Source organism: Porphyrobacter sp. MBR-49 (genome assembly GCF_053628655.1).
The window spans coordinates 90,779-107,304 of sequence record NZ_JBRJGU010000007.1 but is presented as its reverse complement, the minus strand read 5'-3'; the positions used below and the strand labels follow the sequence as shown (position 1 = coordinate 107,304).

Annotated in this window: 14 protein-coding genes; 6 read left to right on the top strand and 8 right to left on the bottom strand. The window is 63.5% G+C overall.

The features are described 5' to 3' along the window. Nucleotides 1-67 precede the first annotated feature (67 nt). The gene (locus ACSSV3_RS11300; protein WP_354325486.1) at nt 68-3,385 is read left to right on the top strand and encodes an amidohydrolase family protein; all 3,318 of its coding nucleotides are present in this window, start codon (nt 68-70) and stop codon (nt 3,383-3,385) included. 335 nt (nt 3,386-3,720) lie between these two features. Here the strand turns inward: ACSSV3_RS11300 and ACSSV3_RS11295 are convergent, their stop codons facing one another. The 3 genes from ACSSV3_RS11295 to ACSSV3_RS11285 form a co-directional block, all read right to left on the bottom strand. Continuing rightward, nucleotides 3,721-4,314, bottom strand: a complete 594-nt coding sequence (locus ACSSV3_RS11295; protein ID WP_354325485.1) for a Smr/MutS family protein — start codon at nt 4,312-4,314, stop codon at nt 3,721-3,723. After that, nucleotides 4,311-5,522 (bottom strand): murein transglycosylase A, encoded by a 1,212-nt coding sequence (mltA, locus tag ACSSV3_RS11290; RefSeq protein WP_354325484.1) that lies wholly within the window; start codon nt 5,520-5,522, stop codon nt 4,311-4,313. Before mltA ends, ACSSV3_RS11295 begins: the two co-directional genes overlap by 4 nt. 63 nt (nt 5,523-5,585) lie before the next feature. Next, on the bottom strand, nt 5,586-6,215 hold the full coding sequence (locus tag ACSSV3_RS11285; protein ID WP_454184811.1) for a Tim44/TimA family putative adaptor protein: 630 nt from the start codon (nt 6,213-6,215) through the stop codon (nt 5,586-5,588). Nucleotides 6,216-6,512: 297 nt separating this feature from the next. Between ACSSV3_RS11285 and secB the strand changes: the two genes are divergently transcribed. The 4 genes from secB to ACSSV3_RS11265 all read left to right on the top strand — a co-directional run bounded on the left by secB (nt 6,513) and on the right by ACSSV3_RS11265 (nt 10,539). Next, the gene (gene secB, locus ACSSV3_RS11280) at nt 6,513-7,067 is read left to right on the top strand and encodes a protein-export chaperone SecB (RefSeq protein ID WP_354325481.1); all 555 of its coding nucleotides are present in this window, start codon (nt 6,513-6,515) and stop codon (nt 7,065-7,067) included. A 25-nt stretch (nt 7,068-7,092) separates the two neighbouring features. Next, on the top strand, nt 7,093-8,658 hold the full coding sequence (gene murJ, locus ACSSV3_RS11275; protein WP_354325479.1) for a murein biosynthesis integral membrane protein MurJ: 1,566 nt from the start codon (nt 7,093-7,095) through the stop codon (nt 8,656-8,658). A gap of 16 nt (nt 8,659-8,674) precedes the next feature. Further along, nucleotides 8,675-9,694, top strand: a complete 1,020-nt coding sequence (gene trpS, locus ACSSV3_RS11270; RefSeq protein ID WP_354325478.1) for a tryptophan--tRNA ligase — start codon at nt 8,675-8,677, stop codon at nt 9,692-9,694. A gap of 137 nt (nt 9,695-9,831) precedes the next feature. Further along, the gene (locus tag ACSSV3_RS11265) at nt 9,832-10,539 is read left to right on the top strand and encodes a DUF4136 domain-containing protein (protein WP_454184807.1); all 708 of its coding nucleotides are present in this window, start codon (nt 9,832-9,834) and stop codon (nt 10,537-10,539) included. A gap of 84 nt (nt 10,540-10,623) precedes the next feature. Here the strand turns inward: ACSSV3_RS11265 and ACSSV3_RS11260 are convergent, their stop codons facing one another. The 3 genes from ACSSV3_RS11260 to ACSSV3_RS11250 form a co-directional block, all read right to left on the bottom strand. After that, the gene (locus ACSSV3_RS11260) at nt 10,624-11,331 is read right to left on the bottom strand and encodes an RBBP9/YdeN family alpha/beta hydrolase (RefSeq protein ID WP_354325477.1); all 708 of its coding nucleotides are present in this window, start codon (nt 11,329-11,331) and stop codon (nt 10,624-10,626) included. Nucleotides 11,332-11,456: 125 nt separating this feature from the next. Beyond that, nucleotides 11,457-11,915, bottom strand: a complete 459-nt coding sequence (dut, locus tag ACSSV3_RS11255) for a dUTP diphosphatase (protein WP_354325475.1) — start codon at nt 11,913-11,915, stop codon at nt 11,457-11,459. Further along, complete coding sequence (locus ACSSV3_RS11250; protein WP_354325474.1) at nt 11,912-13,570, bottom strand: bifunctional phosphopantothenoylcysteine decarboxylase/phosphopantothenate synthase; 1,659 nt, start codon at nt 13,568-13,570, stop codon at nt 11,912-11,914. Before ACSSV3_RS11250 ends, dut begins: the two co-directional genes overlap by 4 nt. Before the next feature lie 201 nt (nt 13,571-13,771). Here ACSSV3_RS11250 and ACSSV3_RS11245 point away from each other — a divergent pair, with 201 nt between their 5' ends. Further along, complete coding sequence (locus ACSSV3_RS11245; RefSeq protein WP_354325472.1) at nt 13,772-14,164, top strand: DUF4345 family protein; 393 nt, start codon at nt 13,772-13,774, stop codon at nt 14,162-14,164. Here ACSSV3_RS11245 and ubiB read toward each other — a convergent pair. Both ubiB and ACSSV3_RS11235 read right to left on the bottom strand, forming a co-directional pair. Beyond that, a complete protein-coding gene (gene ubiB / locus ACSSV3_RS11240; RefSeq protein WP_354325471.1) occupies nt 14,161-15,723 on the bottom strand; it encodes a 2-polyprenylphenol 6-hydroxylase in 1,563 nt (520 codons plus the stop codon). The genes ACSSV3_RS11245 and ubiB overlap by 4 nt on opposite strands. A 3-nt stretch (nt 15,724-15,726) precedes the next feature. Next, nucleotides 15,727-16,482, bottom strand: coding sequence for a class I SAM-dependent methyltransferase (locus tag ACSSV3_RS11235; RefSeq protein ID WP_354325469.1), 756 nt, complete (start codon nt 16,480-16,482; stop codon nt 15,727-15,729). Nucleotides 16,483-16,526: the final 44 nt, after the last annotated feature.

Here is a 16,526-nt window from a genome sequence, read left to right as displayed (position 1 = left end):
ACTCGCAAACGCCCTAGCAATATTCTTTCGCGCCGCTAGTCTCCCCTCCAACAGAGGAGACATTTTCATGCGCCATATCGCCGCCGCCCTGCTCGCCGGGGCCGCCTGCATTGCCACTCCGCTTGCGGCTCAGAGCAAGAAAGCTCCGAAGGCCGAAGCAAGCTGGAGCGTTGAAGCACCCAAGGGTGCCACCATCAAGCAAGTGCCGATCCGCACCGACGAAGGCACATGGATGGATGTCGACGTGTCGCCCGACGGGCAGACGCTGGCCTTCACGCTGCTCGGTGACATTTACACCATGCCGATTTCGGGCGGCACGCCCAAGCGGATTGCTGATGGCCTTGCGTGGGACGTGCACCCGCGCTTCTCCCCCGATGGCACGCGCATCGCCTTCACCTCGGATCGCGGCGGCGGGGACAATATCTGGGTGATGAACGCCGATGGCAGCGACAAGCGGCAGGTGACGAAGGAGGATTTCCGCCTTCTCAACCAGCCCGCATGGTCGCCCGACGGACGGTTTATTGCTGCGAAAAAGCATTTCACTACCGGGCGGTCGCTCGGCACCGGTGAAATCTGGCTCTACCACGTTAGCGGCGGCGGCGGGGTGCAGGTGGTCGAACGCGCGAACGAGGCCTTGCAGAAGGAATTGGGCGAGCCGGTGTTCGCACCCGATGGCAGCGCAATCTACTACACCCGCAACACCACGGGCGGGAACATCTTCGAATACGCGCAGGATTCGCAAAGCGGTATCTTCGCGATCGAACGCCATGATCTCGCCACCGGAGAAGTGACCACCGCCGTCAGCGGCTATGGCGGCGCGGTGCGGCCTGCGCCTTCGCCCGATGGCACGGAACTCGCCTTCGTCCGGCGCGACAAGGATCAGAGCCAGCTATGGATCAAAGACCTCGCCAGCGGGCGTGAACGGATGATCTACGGCCAGCTGGACATGGACGTGCAGGAAACCTGGGCAGTCACCGGGGTCTATCCCAATATTGACTGGCTGCCCGATAGCAGCGGGATCGTGTTCTGGGCGGGCGGGAAACTCAACCGTGTGGCCCGCGACGGGAGCGGTCATGCGGTGATCCCCTTCATGGTCAACGACACGCGCGGGGTGGCCGATGCGCCGCATCCGGTGATCGACGTTGCGCCCGATAGCTTCACCACCACCATGCCGCGCTTTGCCACACTGTCACCCGACGGCAGCCGCGTGGTGTTTGAAAGCCTTGGGCGGCTGCACAGCAAATCCGCGCGCGGGCGTGATGCGCCCGCACCGTTGACCGGCGACCCGGCGGAAGCGCTCGAAGCCTTCCCCGCGTTCAGCCGCGACGGCAGCAGCCTTGCCTATGTGCGCTGGAACGATGCCAGCTTGGGCGAGATCATCCTCGCCGATGCCAATGGGCAGAACCGCCGGGCGCTGACCGGGCCAGGGCATTTTGGCAATATCGCCTTCTCGCCCGATGGCAGCATGATCGCCTTCGAAAAGCGCGAAGGCGGATACCTGACCGCGCCCGATTTTTCCGAGAACGCCGGGATCTATGTGATGCCGGTCAGCGGCGGGCAGCCGCGCCTTGTCAGCCGTAGCGGCGGCAACCCGCAATGGGGCACCACCGCCGACCGGTTGTTCATGCTGGCCAGAGATGGCGGCAAGCTGGCGCTGGTTTCGACCGACCTCAATGGTGAGGCGAAGCGCGTCCACGCCAAGGGCGAACTCGCCAATGACATGCGGATCGCGCCCGATGGCCGCACCATCGCTTTCCGCCAGAATTACGAGGTGTTTGCGATGCCGCTGATCCCCGGCGGCAAGCCGGTCGATGTCAGCGAAAAGGGCGGCCCGCTGCCCGTCACCAAGGTCAGCACCGGAGGCGCGGATTATCTCGGCTGGGCCAATGGCGGCGCGACTTTGTTCTGGTCGATCGGGCCGAGCCTGCAAAGCGCGCAGGTCAGCGATTTCTTCGCCGCCGCGCCCAAGGCGGATGGCGATACGGCCAAACCCTTCACCCCGCCGACCACCGGCATTGCGATGGGCGTGACGGTGCAAAAGGCCAAGCCAACCGGCACCACCGTCATCACCGGCGCGCGGGTGCTCACGATGAAGGCTGGCCTTGGCGCGGATGATGCGGGCGTCATCGAAAATGGCATGATCGTGATCGAAGGCGACCGCATCACCGACGTGCACGATGCCACCGTGGTCAAGATGGCGTTTCCCGAAGGCACGCGGATGATTGACGCCAGCGGCAAGACCATCATGCCGGGTCTGGTCGATGCCCATGCTCACGGGCCTTACGGGGTTGGCGATCTGATCCCGCAGCAGAACTGGACGCTGTTGCAGGATCTGGCGATGGGCGTCACCACCGTGCACAACCCGTCGAGCCAGGCGAGCACGGTGTTCGCCGCTGCCGAACGCCAGCGCGCCGGACTGACGCTGGCCCCGCGCATCTTCTCGACCGGGGAGATTATTTACGGCGCCAAGGCGCCCGGCGTCTATGCCCGGATCGACAGCTTTGACGATGCGCTGGCCCACGTGCGCCGGATCAAGGCGCAGGGCGGCATCTCGGTCAAGAATTACAACCAGCCGCGCCGCGAACAGCGCCAGATGGTCGCGCGCGCGGCGGCGGCCGAGAATATGCTGGTGGTGGCCGAGGGTGGATCGCTGTTCGGGATGGACATGAACCTCGTTGCCGATGGCAATTCGACCCTTGAACACAATGTGCCGGTGGATGTGTTCTACGAAGACGTGTTGCAGTTCTTCGGCCAGTCGAACAGCAATTACACGCCCACGCTGGTGGTCACTTATGGTGGGCTGGCGGGCGATCCCTATTGGCGCCAAGCGATGGATGTGTTCGATCACCCGCTGATGATCCACACCCCGCCCAAGGCGCTGCTCGCGGAAAATGGTCGCCGGGTGAAGGCCCCTGAATGGGCTTTCGTCGACGACAACAACGCCCGCGAGGCGCGCAAACTGGCGCAGCGCGGGGTGAAGGTCAGCATCGGTGCGCATGGCCAGCAGGCAGGCATCGGCGCGCATTGGGAATTGTGGAGCTTCGCACGCGGCGGGATGAGCGCGGTGGAGGCGCTGAAGGCAGGCACCATCACCTCGGCGCAATCACTCGGCATGGCCAAGGACATTGGCAGCATCGAGGTGGGCAAGCTCGCGGACCTCGTGATCCTGTCAGATGATCCCAGCACTGACATCTCCCATTCGGACAATATCGAACAGGTCATGCTCGGCGGGCGGTTGTATGACGCCGCGACGTTGAACGAGGTCGGCACCGGCACCACCACGCGGCAACCCTATTGGTGGGAAGCCCATGGCGGCAAAGGCGCGGGCGGATCGGAAGCGGCGACCGAGGCCGGCCGGGGCCATGCCGATGGGGATGCGGGGTAAGCTGTGGCACAATCGTCATCCCAGCGAAAGCTGGGACCCAGGGCGGCAAGCGTCGGGTTACAAAGCCCTAGGGTTAGCCTGCCGGACAAGCGCGGTCAGCCTTGATCTTGAGCTAGGCTATTCATGGACAAGGTGGCGTATTTCCGGCTTGGTTTCGGAGATAGAACTTTGCGCGTGATCAGGTTGCGTGGTTTGCAGTGTGGGATAAGCCAGCACCGAAGATATAGATATAAATCGTATGAACTCATTGGATTAGACGTCCACATTCACTCCGCCTCCGGCATCACTTTTCCTGACCCGGGAAAAGCGATGGAAGTCCTGGGGTCACGCTTTCATCAGCGTTTCAGGATCAGGTAAAGCGCGCCCTCACCGCCGTGACGGATGTGGGCCTTGCGCACCGCGCTAATCGCACTGCCGTGGCGGCTGGCGGCGAGCCAATCGAGCAGTTTCGCCCGGATCGCCCCGCGCCGCACCATCCGGTCAGCCGGATCGACCGGCCGTTCGCGCCCGGCAATCACCAGCACTACCCGCGCGTTCATCATCCGCGCCTGATCCAGCCCGGCCATGATCCTGTCATAAGCGGCATCGAGCGTGCAATCGTGCAGATCGAGGGTCAGATCGGGATCAAGCCGCCCGCCCTTCATCCGCCGATCCCAGTGCGAATCGAGGCCTGCCCCTGCTTTGTCACCCGCCACTTGAGGCGGTGTTTGGGAGGGGACGGGCCGCGCCATCTTCGGCCGTCGCGCACCCTCCCCCGGCCCCTCGCTCAAGGGAGGGGCGTTAGGCAGCACGGATTTCACCGGGCGGCCCGCCTCCTTGGATTGGGGAGGATTAGGCTGTTCACGCCCCGACATCGGGGTGACGCTTGCGGCAAGATGCGCCCAGGCGGCCTGTTCGCCAGTGGTCAGCCCGCGCAGCAGCCGCGTCATTGACCTGCGCCGAGTCGCGCTGCTGCTCCACGCGGAAGCAGCACATAGGCCCGTCCGCGCCCGCTCATTCCGCCGGCGATCGCCCGCGCGTCATCGCCCGCACCCCAGAAGGTGTCGAATCGGTTCGCGCCCTTGATCGCGCCGCCGGTGTCCTGCGCGACCCACAAGCCGTTTGCCTCCACCCGGTCCAGTTCCAGCCATACCGGCGCGCCCAGCGGCACAAAGGCGGGGTCAGCCGCGACCGAGTTTTCCCGCCGCACCGGCACACCCAGCGCGCCCAAGGGGCCATCCCCGCGCAATTCCGAGAAGAAAATCCAACTTTTGTTGAGCCGCATCAGATCGCGCCCTTCGCGCGGGTTGTCGCGGATATAGGCCATGATGCCCTGCATTGATCCGGAATACTTGCCCGGCCCTTCACCCAGCAGGCCGCGTTCCCGCATTACCCCGCCAATGCCGACATATTCGCGCCCGTTCTGCCCGGCATAGCCGATGCGGATCACCTCACCTTCGGGGGTGCGCAATCGGCCCGAGCCTTGAATCTGGAGGAAGAAGAATTCGACCGGATCAGCCGCCCACGCGATGATCGGAGCCACGCCATTGAGCGCCCCGTCCTCGATCGCCGCGCGGTCGTAATAGAGCACGAACCGGCCCTGTTCGTCATAGCGGCCCAGCGGCGCGCGGCCCGTGCGTTCGGCAGCGGGGACATCATCGGGCCATGCGCGCACCAGATCGGGCGGCATTGCGTAAACCGGCACGGTGAAGCCTTCGCGGCGGGTGCGGCTACCTGCGATCTCAGGCTCGAAATAGCCGGTGGCGAACGCGCGGCCGTCGCCGACCTGCACCGGGGTGAATTGTTCTGCGAAGAATTGCCGCGCACGCGCCGGAGCCCAGCCGCGCGCCGCATCGCAGGGCCGACGCCAATCGCCCACAAGAGTCAATCCGCTGGCATCGTCACGCGTCAGCAGCCGCGGGCAGGATTCGATAAAGCTGGAAAGCGCCCCTTGCGCATCGCGGTCATTGACCGGAAGCGCAGCAACCGCCGGGCCAAGCGCGATCCCGGCAAGCAGGGCATTCGCCGTCACCGGCGCGACTGCGGGGGCTGCGACTGGGGGGGCTGCAACCACTGGCGGCGGCACGCTGCCATTCGGGATAATGCGCCCGCACGCCGCAACGAAAAGCAGCGTTATAAGTGCCAGCACCGACCGCATTTCAGGCTCCTTGAACGATCAAGCGGGGGGGGCACGATCAGGCGGTGCCAGGCCGCCTTGCGATCAACCCTCGTCGGTTTCGTCGAGCACCCAGTTGGGATCGCGCGCTGCGGTGTTGCGCGCGAACGTCCACACGTCGCGGCTTTCAATCGCATCGTCGAGCGACCCTGCGATGACATTGCCGTCCTTGTCGCGGGTGATGGCGGCCACATCGGCCACGAACAGCAGCGCAATCCGCGCCATCCGGCCATCAAGCGAGGCTGAATGGATGCGGGTTTCCTCAATCCGGATCAGTGTATTGTCGAGCGTTTCGCCCGCCGCTTCGCGCGCATCAAGCGCGGCGACGAAGCCCGCATAAACATCATCGTCGCACAATTCGCGCAGCGTTTCGCGGTCGCCCTGCCAGAACGCTTCGAGCACCATCTGGTAGGCACCGCGTGCGCCTTCGAGGAATTGGCCAAGATTGAATGTATTGTCCGCAGCAGCGATTTCGCGAAGGCCCCGTTCGACCGCAGGCATCACGCCTTCAAGTTCGGGCGCGCGCGGGGCGGCAACAGCCGCCGCAGTAGCAGGGTGGACAACGCCAGCGGGCTTATCATCCGCATCGAAGCGCTGTGGCACGGATTCCTCTTCATGCTCCGCCCGGCGTCCAAGCACCGAATAGAGGCGAAGGCCGAGAAACGCGGCGACCATGGCGAGGAGAACGATTTCAAGCACTGTAACAATCCGATCTGCGAACCGGACGCGCACACCTTATGACACGCAAACGTCCATGAACTTCCACTTTAGCCCTAAATGGGGATCGATTACAAATAGCCAACAGCCAATCCGTTGCCGACCGGGCGGGAGTCGTGCAGTTTGCGATGTCATTCTGCACCCTGTTGCGAGCGCGCCGCGCCCCTGCTAGGCGCGCGGCAAGCCGTGTTTGGCGCACGGAAACGGTGTGTCAGACGCAATTCCTGTTACTTAAATTGAAAGACACAATATCCAATGGCCGACGAAGAAGGCGTGCTCACCGATCTGGACAATGCCAACGCTGGTGCGGGCAGCGATCCCAAGCCCAATGGCGCCGATACCCTGCCTGCGGTCGGGATCATCACCCAGTATGTGAAAGACCTGTCGGTTGAAAACCCTGCCGCGCCCGACGTGTTCCAGTGGAATGAGCCGCCGCAGATCGATGTGCAATTCAACATCGCCGCCGAATCGGTGAGCGCCGATGTTCATGAAGTCACTTTGAAGCTGACGCTGACCGCCGCATCGACTCGCGGCACTATGTACATGATCGATCTGGCCTATTGCGGCCTTGTCGGCATGCGCAACGTGCCTGAGGAACAGGCCCACGCCTTCCTTTATGCCGAAGCCCCGCGCCTGCTGTTCCCCTTCGCCCGCCGGGTAGTGGCCGATGCAGTGCGCGATGCCGGGTTCCCGCCGCTGATGGTCGATCCGGTCGATTTCAACGGCCTCTATATGCAGCAATTGGCGGCACGCCGGGCTGAAGAAGCCGCCGGAGGCACCCCGATCGCCCCCGTCAGCGGCAACTCCTGATTTCTGGCGTCGGCGGGCACTCGCGATGAGCCTGCTGAAGAACGTCGGCACCATTGGCGGGCTGACCATGGTCAGCCGGGTGTTCGGCTTTGCCCGCGACATCATGCTTGCCCGCGTGCTCGGCGCGGGGGGGGTGGCGGATGCGTGGCAGCTGGCGTTCCAGCTGCCCAACCTGTTCCGCCGCCTGTTTGCCGAAGGTGCCTTCGCATCCGCATTCGTGCCGTTGTTCAACCGCCACATGGCCGCTGACGAGAGCGAGGCGCGGCGCTTTGCGGGCGAGGTGCTCGCGGTGCTGCTGCCGATTCTTGTGCTGTTCGGCGCGGTGATGATGCTGGCGATGCCGTGGGTTCTCTGGGCCTTTGCCAATGCCGAACTGCGCGGCAATGAGGCAAACTATGATCTGGCGGTGATGATGGGCCGGATCGCGTTTCCCTACCTGATGTTCATGAGCATGGCGACGCTGGTGGCGGCAATCCTCAACTCGCTATCGCGCTTTGCCGCTGCTGCCGCCGCACCGATCCTGCTGAATATCTGCCTCCTGGCCGCGCTGGTGTGGGGCGCGTTTCAGACACCGGGAGAGGCCGCGCGCGCGGCGACCGGGATCGGGCTGGCGATTGCAGTTTCAGTGAGCGGGCTGCTGCAACTCGGCTGGCTTTATTGGTTCATGCGCCGCGCGGGCTTCCGCATCCCGAGGGGGCGTCCGCGGATCACCGCGCGGGTCAAGGAAATGGGCGTGCTGATCGTGCCGGCGGTGTTTGGCGCGGGGGTGTATCAGATCAGCCGCTTCATCGATCTGTTCTTCATTCGCGGGCTTCCCGATGGCAGCCTCACCTACATGGCGATGGCTGATCGCTGGAATCAGTTGCCGCTGGGCATCATCGGCATCGCGCTGGGCACAGCGATCCTGCCCGCGCTGTCCCGCTACATCTCCAAGGCCGAGGATGACGAGGCGGTGCGCCTGCAAGCCAACGCGGTCGAACTCGCCATGCTGTTGACCCTGCCGTGCGCGGTGGCGCTGTTCTTTACCGGGTTTGCCTTCGTCAAGGCGTTCATGCAGGGCCAAGCCTTTACCGCTGAGGACGCGCGCGTAACCGGCATGGTCGTTTCGGCGCTGGTTGTCGGCCTGCCCGCCTATGTGCTGGTCAAGGTGCTGACCCCCAATTTCTTCGCGCGCAAGGATACCCGCACCCCGGTTTATACCGCCGCCGCTTCGCTGGTGGTGACGGTGGGGTTGAATATCGCGTTGGTGCCGATTTTTGGCGTGGTCGGTCTGGCGCTGGCGGGGGCGGCGGGGGCGTGGGTCAATATCATTCTGCTCGGCGGGATTCTGGCGCGGCGCGGGTTTTTCCGCCTGCCCGCGCGGGTGTTTGGCCGGATCGCACGAATCGCGCTCGCCTCAGCGCTGATGGGGGCGGCGCTGATGGCATTGATGCCGGTGATTACCCTGTGGCTTGACGGCCCCTTCACAATGCGCCTGCTGGCAATTGGCGCGATCATGGCGACGGCGGGCGTCACCTATGGCGCAGGCACCGTGGTGCTCGGCGTACTCGACAAGGCGACGGTGCAGCGCCTAATGCGCCGCCAGAACTAACAAAGCAGGACAAATCATGCGCGTCGTTTCCGGCATCCAGCCCACGGGCAAGCCCCACCTTGGCAATTATCTCGGCGCGATCCGCAATTACGTGAAGTTGCAGGATGACGCCCATGCCGCCGGGGGTGAGTGCCTGATTTTCATCGCTGATCTGCACGCGATTTCGATGCCGCACGATCCGGCTGATCTCGCTGCTTCAACGCTCGAACTGGTTGCCACGCTGGTTGCTTGCGGACTTGATCCCGACAAGACGATCCTGTTCAATCAGGCGCAGGTTCCCGCCCACCCCGAACTGCAATGGCTGCTGAGCGGCACCGCCCGCATGGGCTGGTTGAACCGCATGACCCAGTGGAAGGACAAGGCCGGCAAGAACCGTGAGGGGCAATCGGTGGCGCTGTTCACCTATCCCGTGCTGCAAGCCGCCGACGTACTGCTGTATCAGGCGACCCACGTGCCGGTGGGCGAGGATCAGAAACAGCATCTCGAACTCGCCCGCGACATTGCGCAAAAATTCAACAATGATTTCGGGACGGAGGACGCGCCGATCTTCACCCTGCCCGATCCGATCATCCCCGCCGAAGCCGCGCGGATCATGAGCTTGCGCGATGGCAGTGCCAAGATGTCGAAGTCTGACCCGTCCGACATGAGCCGCATCAACCTGTCGGATGATGCCGACACGATGGCGCAAAAGGTGAAGAAGGCGAAAACCGATCCCGAACCGCTGCCCAGCGAAGAAGCCGGGCTGGCTGACCGGCCAGAGGCGCGCAATCTGGTTGGCATCTATGCAGCGCTGTCAGGGCAATCGGCGGCGCAGGTGCTCAGCCAATATGGCGGACAGGGTTTCGGCGGTTTCAAGCCCGCGCTGGCGGATTTGCTGGTCGCAACGCTCGGCCCGATTCGCGAACGATTCGTGGCGTTGAAAGACGACCGCGAAGCCTTGGACGCAATCCTTGCGCGCGGGGCGGCCAAGGCGCGCGAACGCGGAGCGCCGACGCTGAGCGCAGCCTACCGCGCCTTGGGGCTGGTGCGGCACTGATATTGCTCGCGCACCGCGACGAAGCGAGGCGTGTGCACGGCCAATGTTCAATCGCCGTTCATGACTTAAAGATATGATATCGCGTTCAAGCACCAATGCCGTTGTCGCACTGGCGCCAATACAAGGGTTGTGTCATTATGACCGCTATGTCCTCGATCAAATCTCTCGCCCGCCTCGGCCTGCCGCTTGCCCTTGTGCTCGGCGTGTCGGCCTGTGCCACCCCGTTCAAGGCGGAGGTATCGCGTTTCGCGGTGCCATTACCTGCGCCGCAAGGGCAGACCTTTGCCGTGGTCGCGGAAGACCCCAAGCTGGCTGGCGGACTCGAATTCTCGCTCTATGCCGATATGGTCGCGAAAGAACTGGAGCGCATCGGTTACAACCGTGCATCTTCCCCTGAAACCGCCAATATGCTGGTACGCTTCGATTACGGGGTGGATAACGGGCGAGAACGCGTTCGTTCCGACTATGGCGGCTATGGTGGTTACGGCGGCTATGGCGGCTATGGCGGCTTCGGTCGGTTTGGTGGCTTTGGCGGGTTCGGTCATCATCGCGGCTATGCGTATGGCCTGTACGATCCCTATCTCGGTGGAGGCGGGGTGCGCAGCTACACAGTTTACACCAGCGGGATCGACGTGAAGATTGATCGCACTGCCGATGGTCAGCGCCTGTTCGAAGGTAAGGCCGAAGCCGTATCGCGGTCAAACCGCCTGCCCAACCTCGTCCCCAATCTGGTGGATGCAATGTTTACCGATTTTCCCGGTTCTTCGGGTGAGGTTGTGCGGATTACCATCAAGGATGACGAAAAGACCGTGCGCCCCGCCCCGGATGATAGCGGCGGCTACTGATAATAATTCCCTGAAAGGGGACAAACAGGCGGCACCGGGAGATCGGCGCCGCCTTTTTTGTTGTCCTGCGCCGACGCGCGGGAATCAGCGTTCGGCGTGGTGATCGCTGCGCTGCGCACTGTGAGCCCGCGGCAGGCGCGTAAAACGCGAGTGGGCACGTCGCACTTGCCCTGCTCCGGTGCCGCGCGACGCGCTGTGGCGATTGCGATGCTCGCGAAACAACTGGGCCAGCAATACCTGCCCAAAGGCCCAGTCGTCGATTCCGGAATCCGCATTGATATGGCCGATGGAGCCAGCATAGGCGAAGCTCGATCTCCAATCGGTCGCAAACCCGCGCGCCACCCCCAGCGCGCAATAGCGGTCATTCTCGCTCGCGGCGAGGAACGAGGGAAACGGCAAGGTCTGGCGCGGCACAGGAGCGAAGCGGGCAAGCCGCGCATCGACACCTTCGCGCTCGACATCCGGCGGGGCTACGAGCAGCGCGCCGACGACTGGATTGCCCTGTTCAGGCTGTTCGTATTGCGCCCACCATGCCACCGCATGGCACCCAAGGCTGTGCGCCACAAGTATCACCGGGCGCTGCGCACGATGAACCGCGAGATTGATCTTGTTGACCCAGGTGTTGCGATGAGGATCGTCCCACATCCCGAGATCAACGCGCTCGCAATCCGGGATTTTTGCTTCCCAATAGGACTGCCAATGGTGTTCGTTGCTGTTACCAAGACCCGGGATAATGAGGATTAGCGGATCGTCACCGAGCCGGTCAGCGTCGAGTTCAAAGTTGTGGGTCATTTCCTGCTCCTGTTAGGGCGTAAACGACCGTCCATACGTATGGTCCGACAGCAGGAGAGATAATTCAATTGAATTGATTGACAATAGACTTGCGGCAGGCCGTGAGATTTTTTGCGGCGAGCCGATTACAGCTTGGCGTGCCCCCCGGTCGAGCCGAACCCGCCTGCGCCGCGATCTGTTGCGTCCAGTTCGGCGACCTCGTCCCACGCCGCCTGCACCACCGGGGCGAGCACCAGTTGCGCGACGCGGTCGCCGCGTTGAATCGTGAAGGCTTCGTTGCCCAGATTGATCAGGATCACCTTCAGCTCGCCGCGATAATCAGAATCGATCGTGCCGGGGGTGTTGGGGACGGTAATCCCGTGTTTGAGCGCCAACCCTGATCGCGGGCGCACCTGAATTTCGAAGCCTTGCGGGATTGCGACTGCCAATCCGGTCGCCACCGCATGGCGCGCGCCGGGCGTGATCACCACGTCCTCGGCGCTGACCACATCCATGCCCGCCGCGCCCGATGTGGCATAGGCGGGCAGCGGCAGGCCCTCGCCGTGGGGCAGGCGTTTCACCTCGACGAATACAGGTGAACTCATTCGGCAGCTTCCGCCCGGAACGCCGCCGCGATGCGTTCGGCCAGCGCCATCGCGACCGCGCTCTTGGGCATTTCGTCGAGCGTTTCGACCCCTTCGGCGCTGACGATATGCACGCGGTTCATGTCGCCGCCCATCACGTCACCCGAAACATCATTCGCAACGATCCAGTCGGCCACCTTGCGCTTGCGTTTCTGCTTGGCGTTTTCGATCACGTTTTCGGTTTCAGCAGCAAAGCCGATCACCAGTCCGGGGCGTTTGGCACCGGTCGCGAGATTGGTCAGGATGTCGGGATTTTCGGTCAGCATCAGCGCGGGCGGAGCCGATCCGCGCTTCTTGATCTTTTCGCCGCGATATTCCTTGGGCCGCCAATCGGCCACCGCAGCCACCATCACCGCGACATCGGCAGGCAACGACCGCTTGACCGTTTCGGCCATTTCCTGCGCGCTTTCCACGTCCAGTCGCTTGACCCCAGCCGGGGTTTTCAACGCGACCGGGCCCGCCACCAGCGTCACCCGCGCGCCCAGAGCGGCGGCGGCGGCGGCAATGGCAAAGCCTTGCTTCCCGCTCGACCGGTTGGCGATATAGCGCACCGGATCAATCGCTTCCCAGGTCGGCCCGGCAGTGACCAGCACGTGGCGACCCGCCAGCGGGCGGTGCGATGCGGCGATGCCGAAATCGGCGCCTTCAGGCACCTCGCCCAGCACCGCCTCGATCTCGTCGGGCGTGGCAGGGGCGATCGGTTCGGGGGCGGTTTTGCGCGGGTCCACCTCGTGGTTGATTGCGCCAATGTCGATCGGCGGGGCGGCGTTAGCGCTCCCCTTCCGCGCCAGCAACGGGCCGCCCAGATCGGGGGCAAACTCGGGCGCGGGTTCTTCTTCGGGCGGGGGAAGATCGCCTTCATCAAGCGGCGGCAAATCTTCGTATTCGGCCTCGATTTCCTCGTGACTGCGCTTGGCGGTTGAGCGCGGGATGATCCGCGAAAAGAAGCTGCTGAGCGCGCCCTCAGGCATGGCCGCATCGCCGGTGCCATCGTCCCCGCCATCTTCATCGCCCTCAAGCGCTTCGACCGGGATTTCCGGGCGCGGCAGGGCGGTGGGTGCGGGCACATCGATGCCGAGATGATCGGCAATCGCACGCCAGATCGCGCCCGGTTCAGGCAGGCGGCCGTAGCCGAATTCACCGCAGGCCATCGGGCCTTCATCGGGGTGGAGCACAGACACGCCCGCCGATTTCAGCACGGCGATATTGCGCTGGGTCGCTTCGTGTTCCCACATCCGCACGTTCATCGCGGGCACCGCGATCACCGGCTTGTCGGTGGCAAGGATCAACGTGGTCGCCAGATCATCGGCAATCCCGCTGGCCATCTTGGCGAGCAGATCAGCCGTTGCCGGGCACACCACCACCAGATCCGCTTCACGGCTGAGCTGGATATGCCCCATCTCGGCCTCGTTCTTGAGGTCGAACAGATTGGTGTAAACCTGATTTTCGCTGAGCGCGGCGAGCGCCATCGGGGTAACGAATTGCTGCCCGCCCTTGGTGATGACGCAGGTGACATCGCCGCCACCCTTGCGGATCAGGCGCACCAGTTCGCAGGCCTTGTAGGCCGCGATCCCGCCGCCCACGACCAACAGAACCTTTGGTCCCGCTGCGCCCATTCCCGTCACACTCCTTGTTGCCCCGCTGGTCCGGCGCGTCACACACTCCCTAGCGCCCTGCCCCAGTCACGCCAAGCCCAGCAAACGTCATGCTCCACGGTGGTTAATATTGTGCTTATACCAAAGCGCGATGAGCCTGTTTCAACGCGCTGGTATAAAGCGCGTGATAGCCATAAGCTGGTGCGTGAAGGGGATTGATCCATGATTTTTGCATTGCGCATTGTGCTCGCCCTGTTGGGCGTGCTGTTTGTTTCGATGAGTTTCGGGTTTTTGACCAACCCCGGCACCGCCGGGGGCGATTTCGGCATCACCGCATTGGGCCCGCAGGGCATGGCGAGCATCAGGGCGGATCTCACCGCATTTTTCGCAGTTGCGGGCGGAGCGTTCCTTCTGGGTGCGTGGAAACGCAATGGCGGGGCGCTGCTGGTAGCCGCAGCTCTGATGGCGATTGCATTTGCCGGGCGCAGCATCAGTGTGGTGTTTGATGGCACCTATGACGGGTGGTTCGTGCCCATGGGTGTGGAGGCCGTATCGGTGATCCTTGCGCTGATCGGCAGCCGCGTGCTGCCCGAGAAGATTAAACCCTCACCCTAAAGCAGCCCCGCCACCGTCGCACCCCATACCGCGCCTGCGCCGACCAGCCCGGCGATGAAATAGCCGATCCAGCCTCCGCCCGCGCCTTGGCTGCGGTCGGTGAGCAGCGGGATTTCAGGCAGTGGCGGCGGTTCGGGGGCGCCGCCTTTGGGCGGGAATTTTTCCTCCAGCCGCCGGATAAGGCCGGGCAGGCGGAACAATGTCTCGGTATCCTGTTTCAGCCGGTCTGCCAGTGCGGCCTCCGGCCCCAACTCGTCGCGAATCCAGCTGCGCACGTAAGGCGCGGCGGTGTCCCACATATTGATATCGGGGTTCAGCTGCGTGGCGATGCCTTCGACCATCACCATCGTTTTTTGCAGCAGCAGCAGGTGCGGCTGGGTCTGCATATCGAAATCACGGGTGATCGCGAACAATCCGTCGAGCATCTGGCCGACGCTGAGTTCCTTTACCGGCTTGCCGCGCATCGGTTCACCCACCGCGCGCAGAGCCGTGGCGAATTCACCGACCGAATGATAACTCGGCACATATTGCGCCTCGAAATGGATTTCTGCGACCCGCCGGTAATTGCCCGTGGTCAGGCCGTAGAGAATCTCTGCCAGCCATTGCCGCGCGCGCCGGTCGATCCGGCCCATGATCCCGAAATCAATCGCGGCGATAGTGCCGTCATCCTCGACGAACAGGTTGCCCTGATGCATATCGGCATGGAAAAATCCGGCGCTGATCGCCTGCGTCAGAAAACTGATGACCAGTTTTTCCGACAGCGCGGAAAGATCGTGCCCGCGCGCGCGCAATTCATCGACCCGGCTGATCTTGATCCCGTCGATCCATTCGATCGTCAGCACCCGGCCATTGGTGCGATCCCAGTCGATGCCGGGAATGCGATAACCGGGCACGCCCGCCATCTGTTCGGCAAGCTCGCTGGCAGAGGCGGCCTCGCGCCGCAGATCGAGTTCGGAATTGGTCCAGCGTTTGAAATTGGCGATAGTCAGGCGCGGGCGCAGACGCTCGGCCTCCCCGCCGCCCATCGCTTCAAGATGCGCGGCGGCCCATTCATAGGTCTGGATGTCGCGCGCGAATTTCTCGCGGATGCCGGGGCGCAGCACCTTGATCGCGACCTTGCGGCCATCGGTGGTGATGCCCTTGTGCACCTGCGCGATCGACGCCGCGCCGACCGGTTCGGGGTCGATTTCCGCGAACAGCTTGTCAATCGGCTGACCAAAGCTGCCCTCAATCGCCGCCTTGATGTCGGCAAACGGCACCGGCGGCAGGCTGTCTTGCAAGGACAGCAGGTTGTTCGCCGCTTCCTCGCCCACCAGATCGGGCCGGGTGGCGAGGCTTTGCCCCAGCTTGATCGCCGCCGGGCCGATGGCGCGGAACGCTCCGGCATAATCGGGCGTGCCGCGTTTACCGGTTAGCGTGGCGAGCCGCGCCAGCCGCACCATACGGCGCAGCGTTGCGGGCGCGTTGGGATCATTCTCGATCCCCACCAGCGCCCGGCGGCGCGCCAGCGTTACGCCCCAGCGCGCGAGGCGGAAGAGATGCGTTGCGGAACTTGTCACGCGTTAAATCTTCCACCCCGAATGGATCGCCACCAGCCCGCCCATAATCGGTTCGACCCGCGTATTGGCAAAGCCGGCGCTGCGGATCATCGCTTCAAACGCGGGCATCGGCGGAAACTTGCGGATCGATTCGGCCAGATAGCGATAGGAATCCGCATCGCCTGCAATCATCTGCCCCATGCGCGGCAGCAGGTGTTCGGAATAGATATCATAGGCCTGTTTCAGCCCCGACCATTCAACGGTCGAAAATTCGAGGCAGAAAAACCGCCCGCCCGGTCGCAGCACGCGTAGCGCCTCGGCCAGCGCGCGGTCGATATGGGTGACGTTGCGGATGCCGAACGCGATGGTGTACGCATCGAAGGTGTTGGCGGGGAAGTTCACTTCCTCGGCGTTCTGGCAGGTGAAGACGAGGCTGCCATCGTCCTCGCCCAAGCCCCGCTCCAGCGCGCGTTCGGCGCCCACGTCGAGCATATCCTGATTGATATCGGCAACGGTGATATGCGCGCCGCGCTCCGCCATGCGAAACGCGATGTCGCCGGTGCCGCCCGCCATATCGAGGATCTGCTCACCCGCCTGCGGTTTCACGCGCTTGACGAAACGATCCTTCCACAGCCGGTGCATCCCGCCCGACATGGCATCATTCATGATGTCGTATTTGCGCGCGACGCTGGAGAAAACCTCGCCCACTTTGCGGGTCTTTTCCTCAGGCGTGACCTGCGTGTAGCCGAAGGAAACGGTATCGTCAGTGCTCTGTGTCATGCGGCGTTCCCTAGAGGGAATTGAGCCGGGCGCAAAGGGTGTTA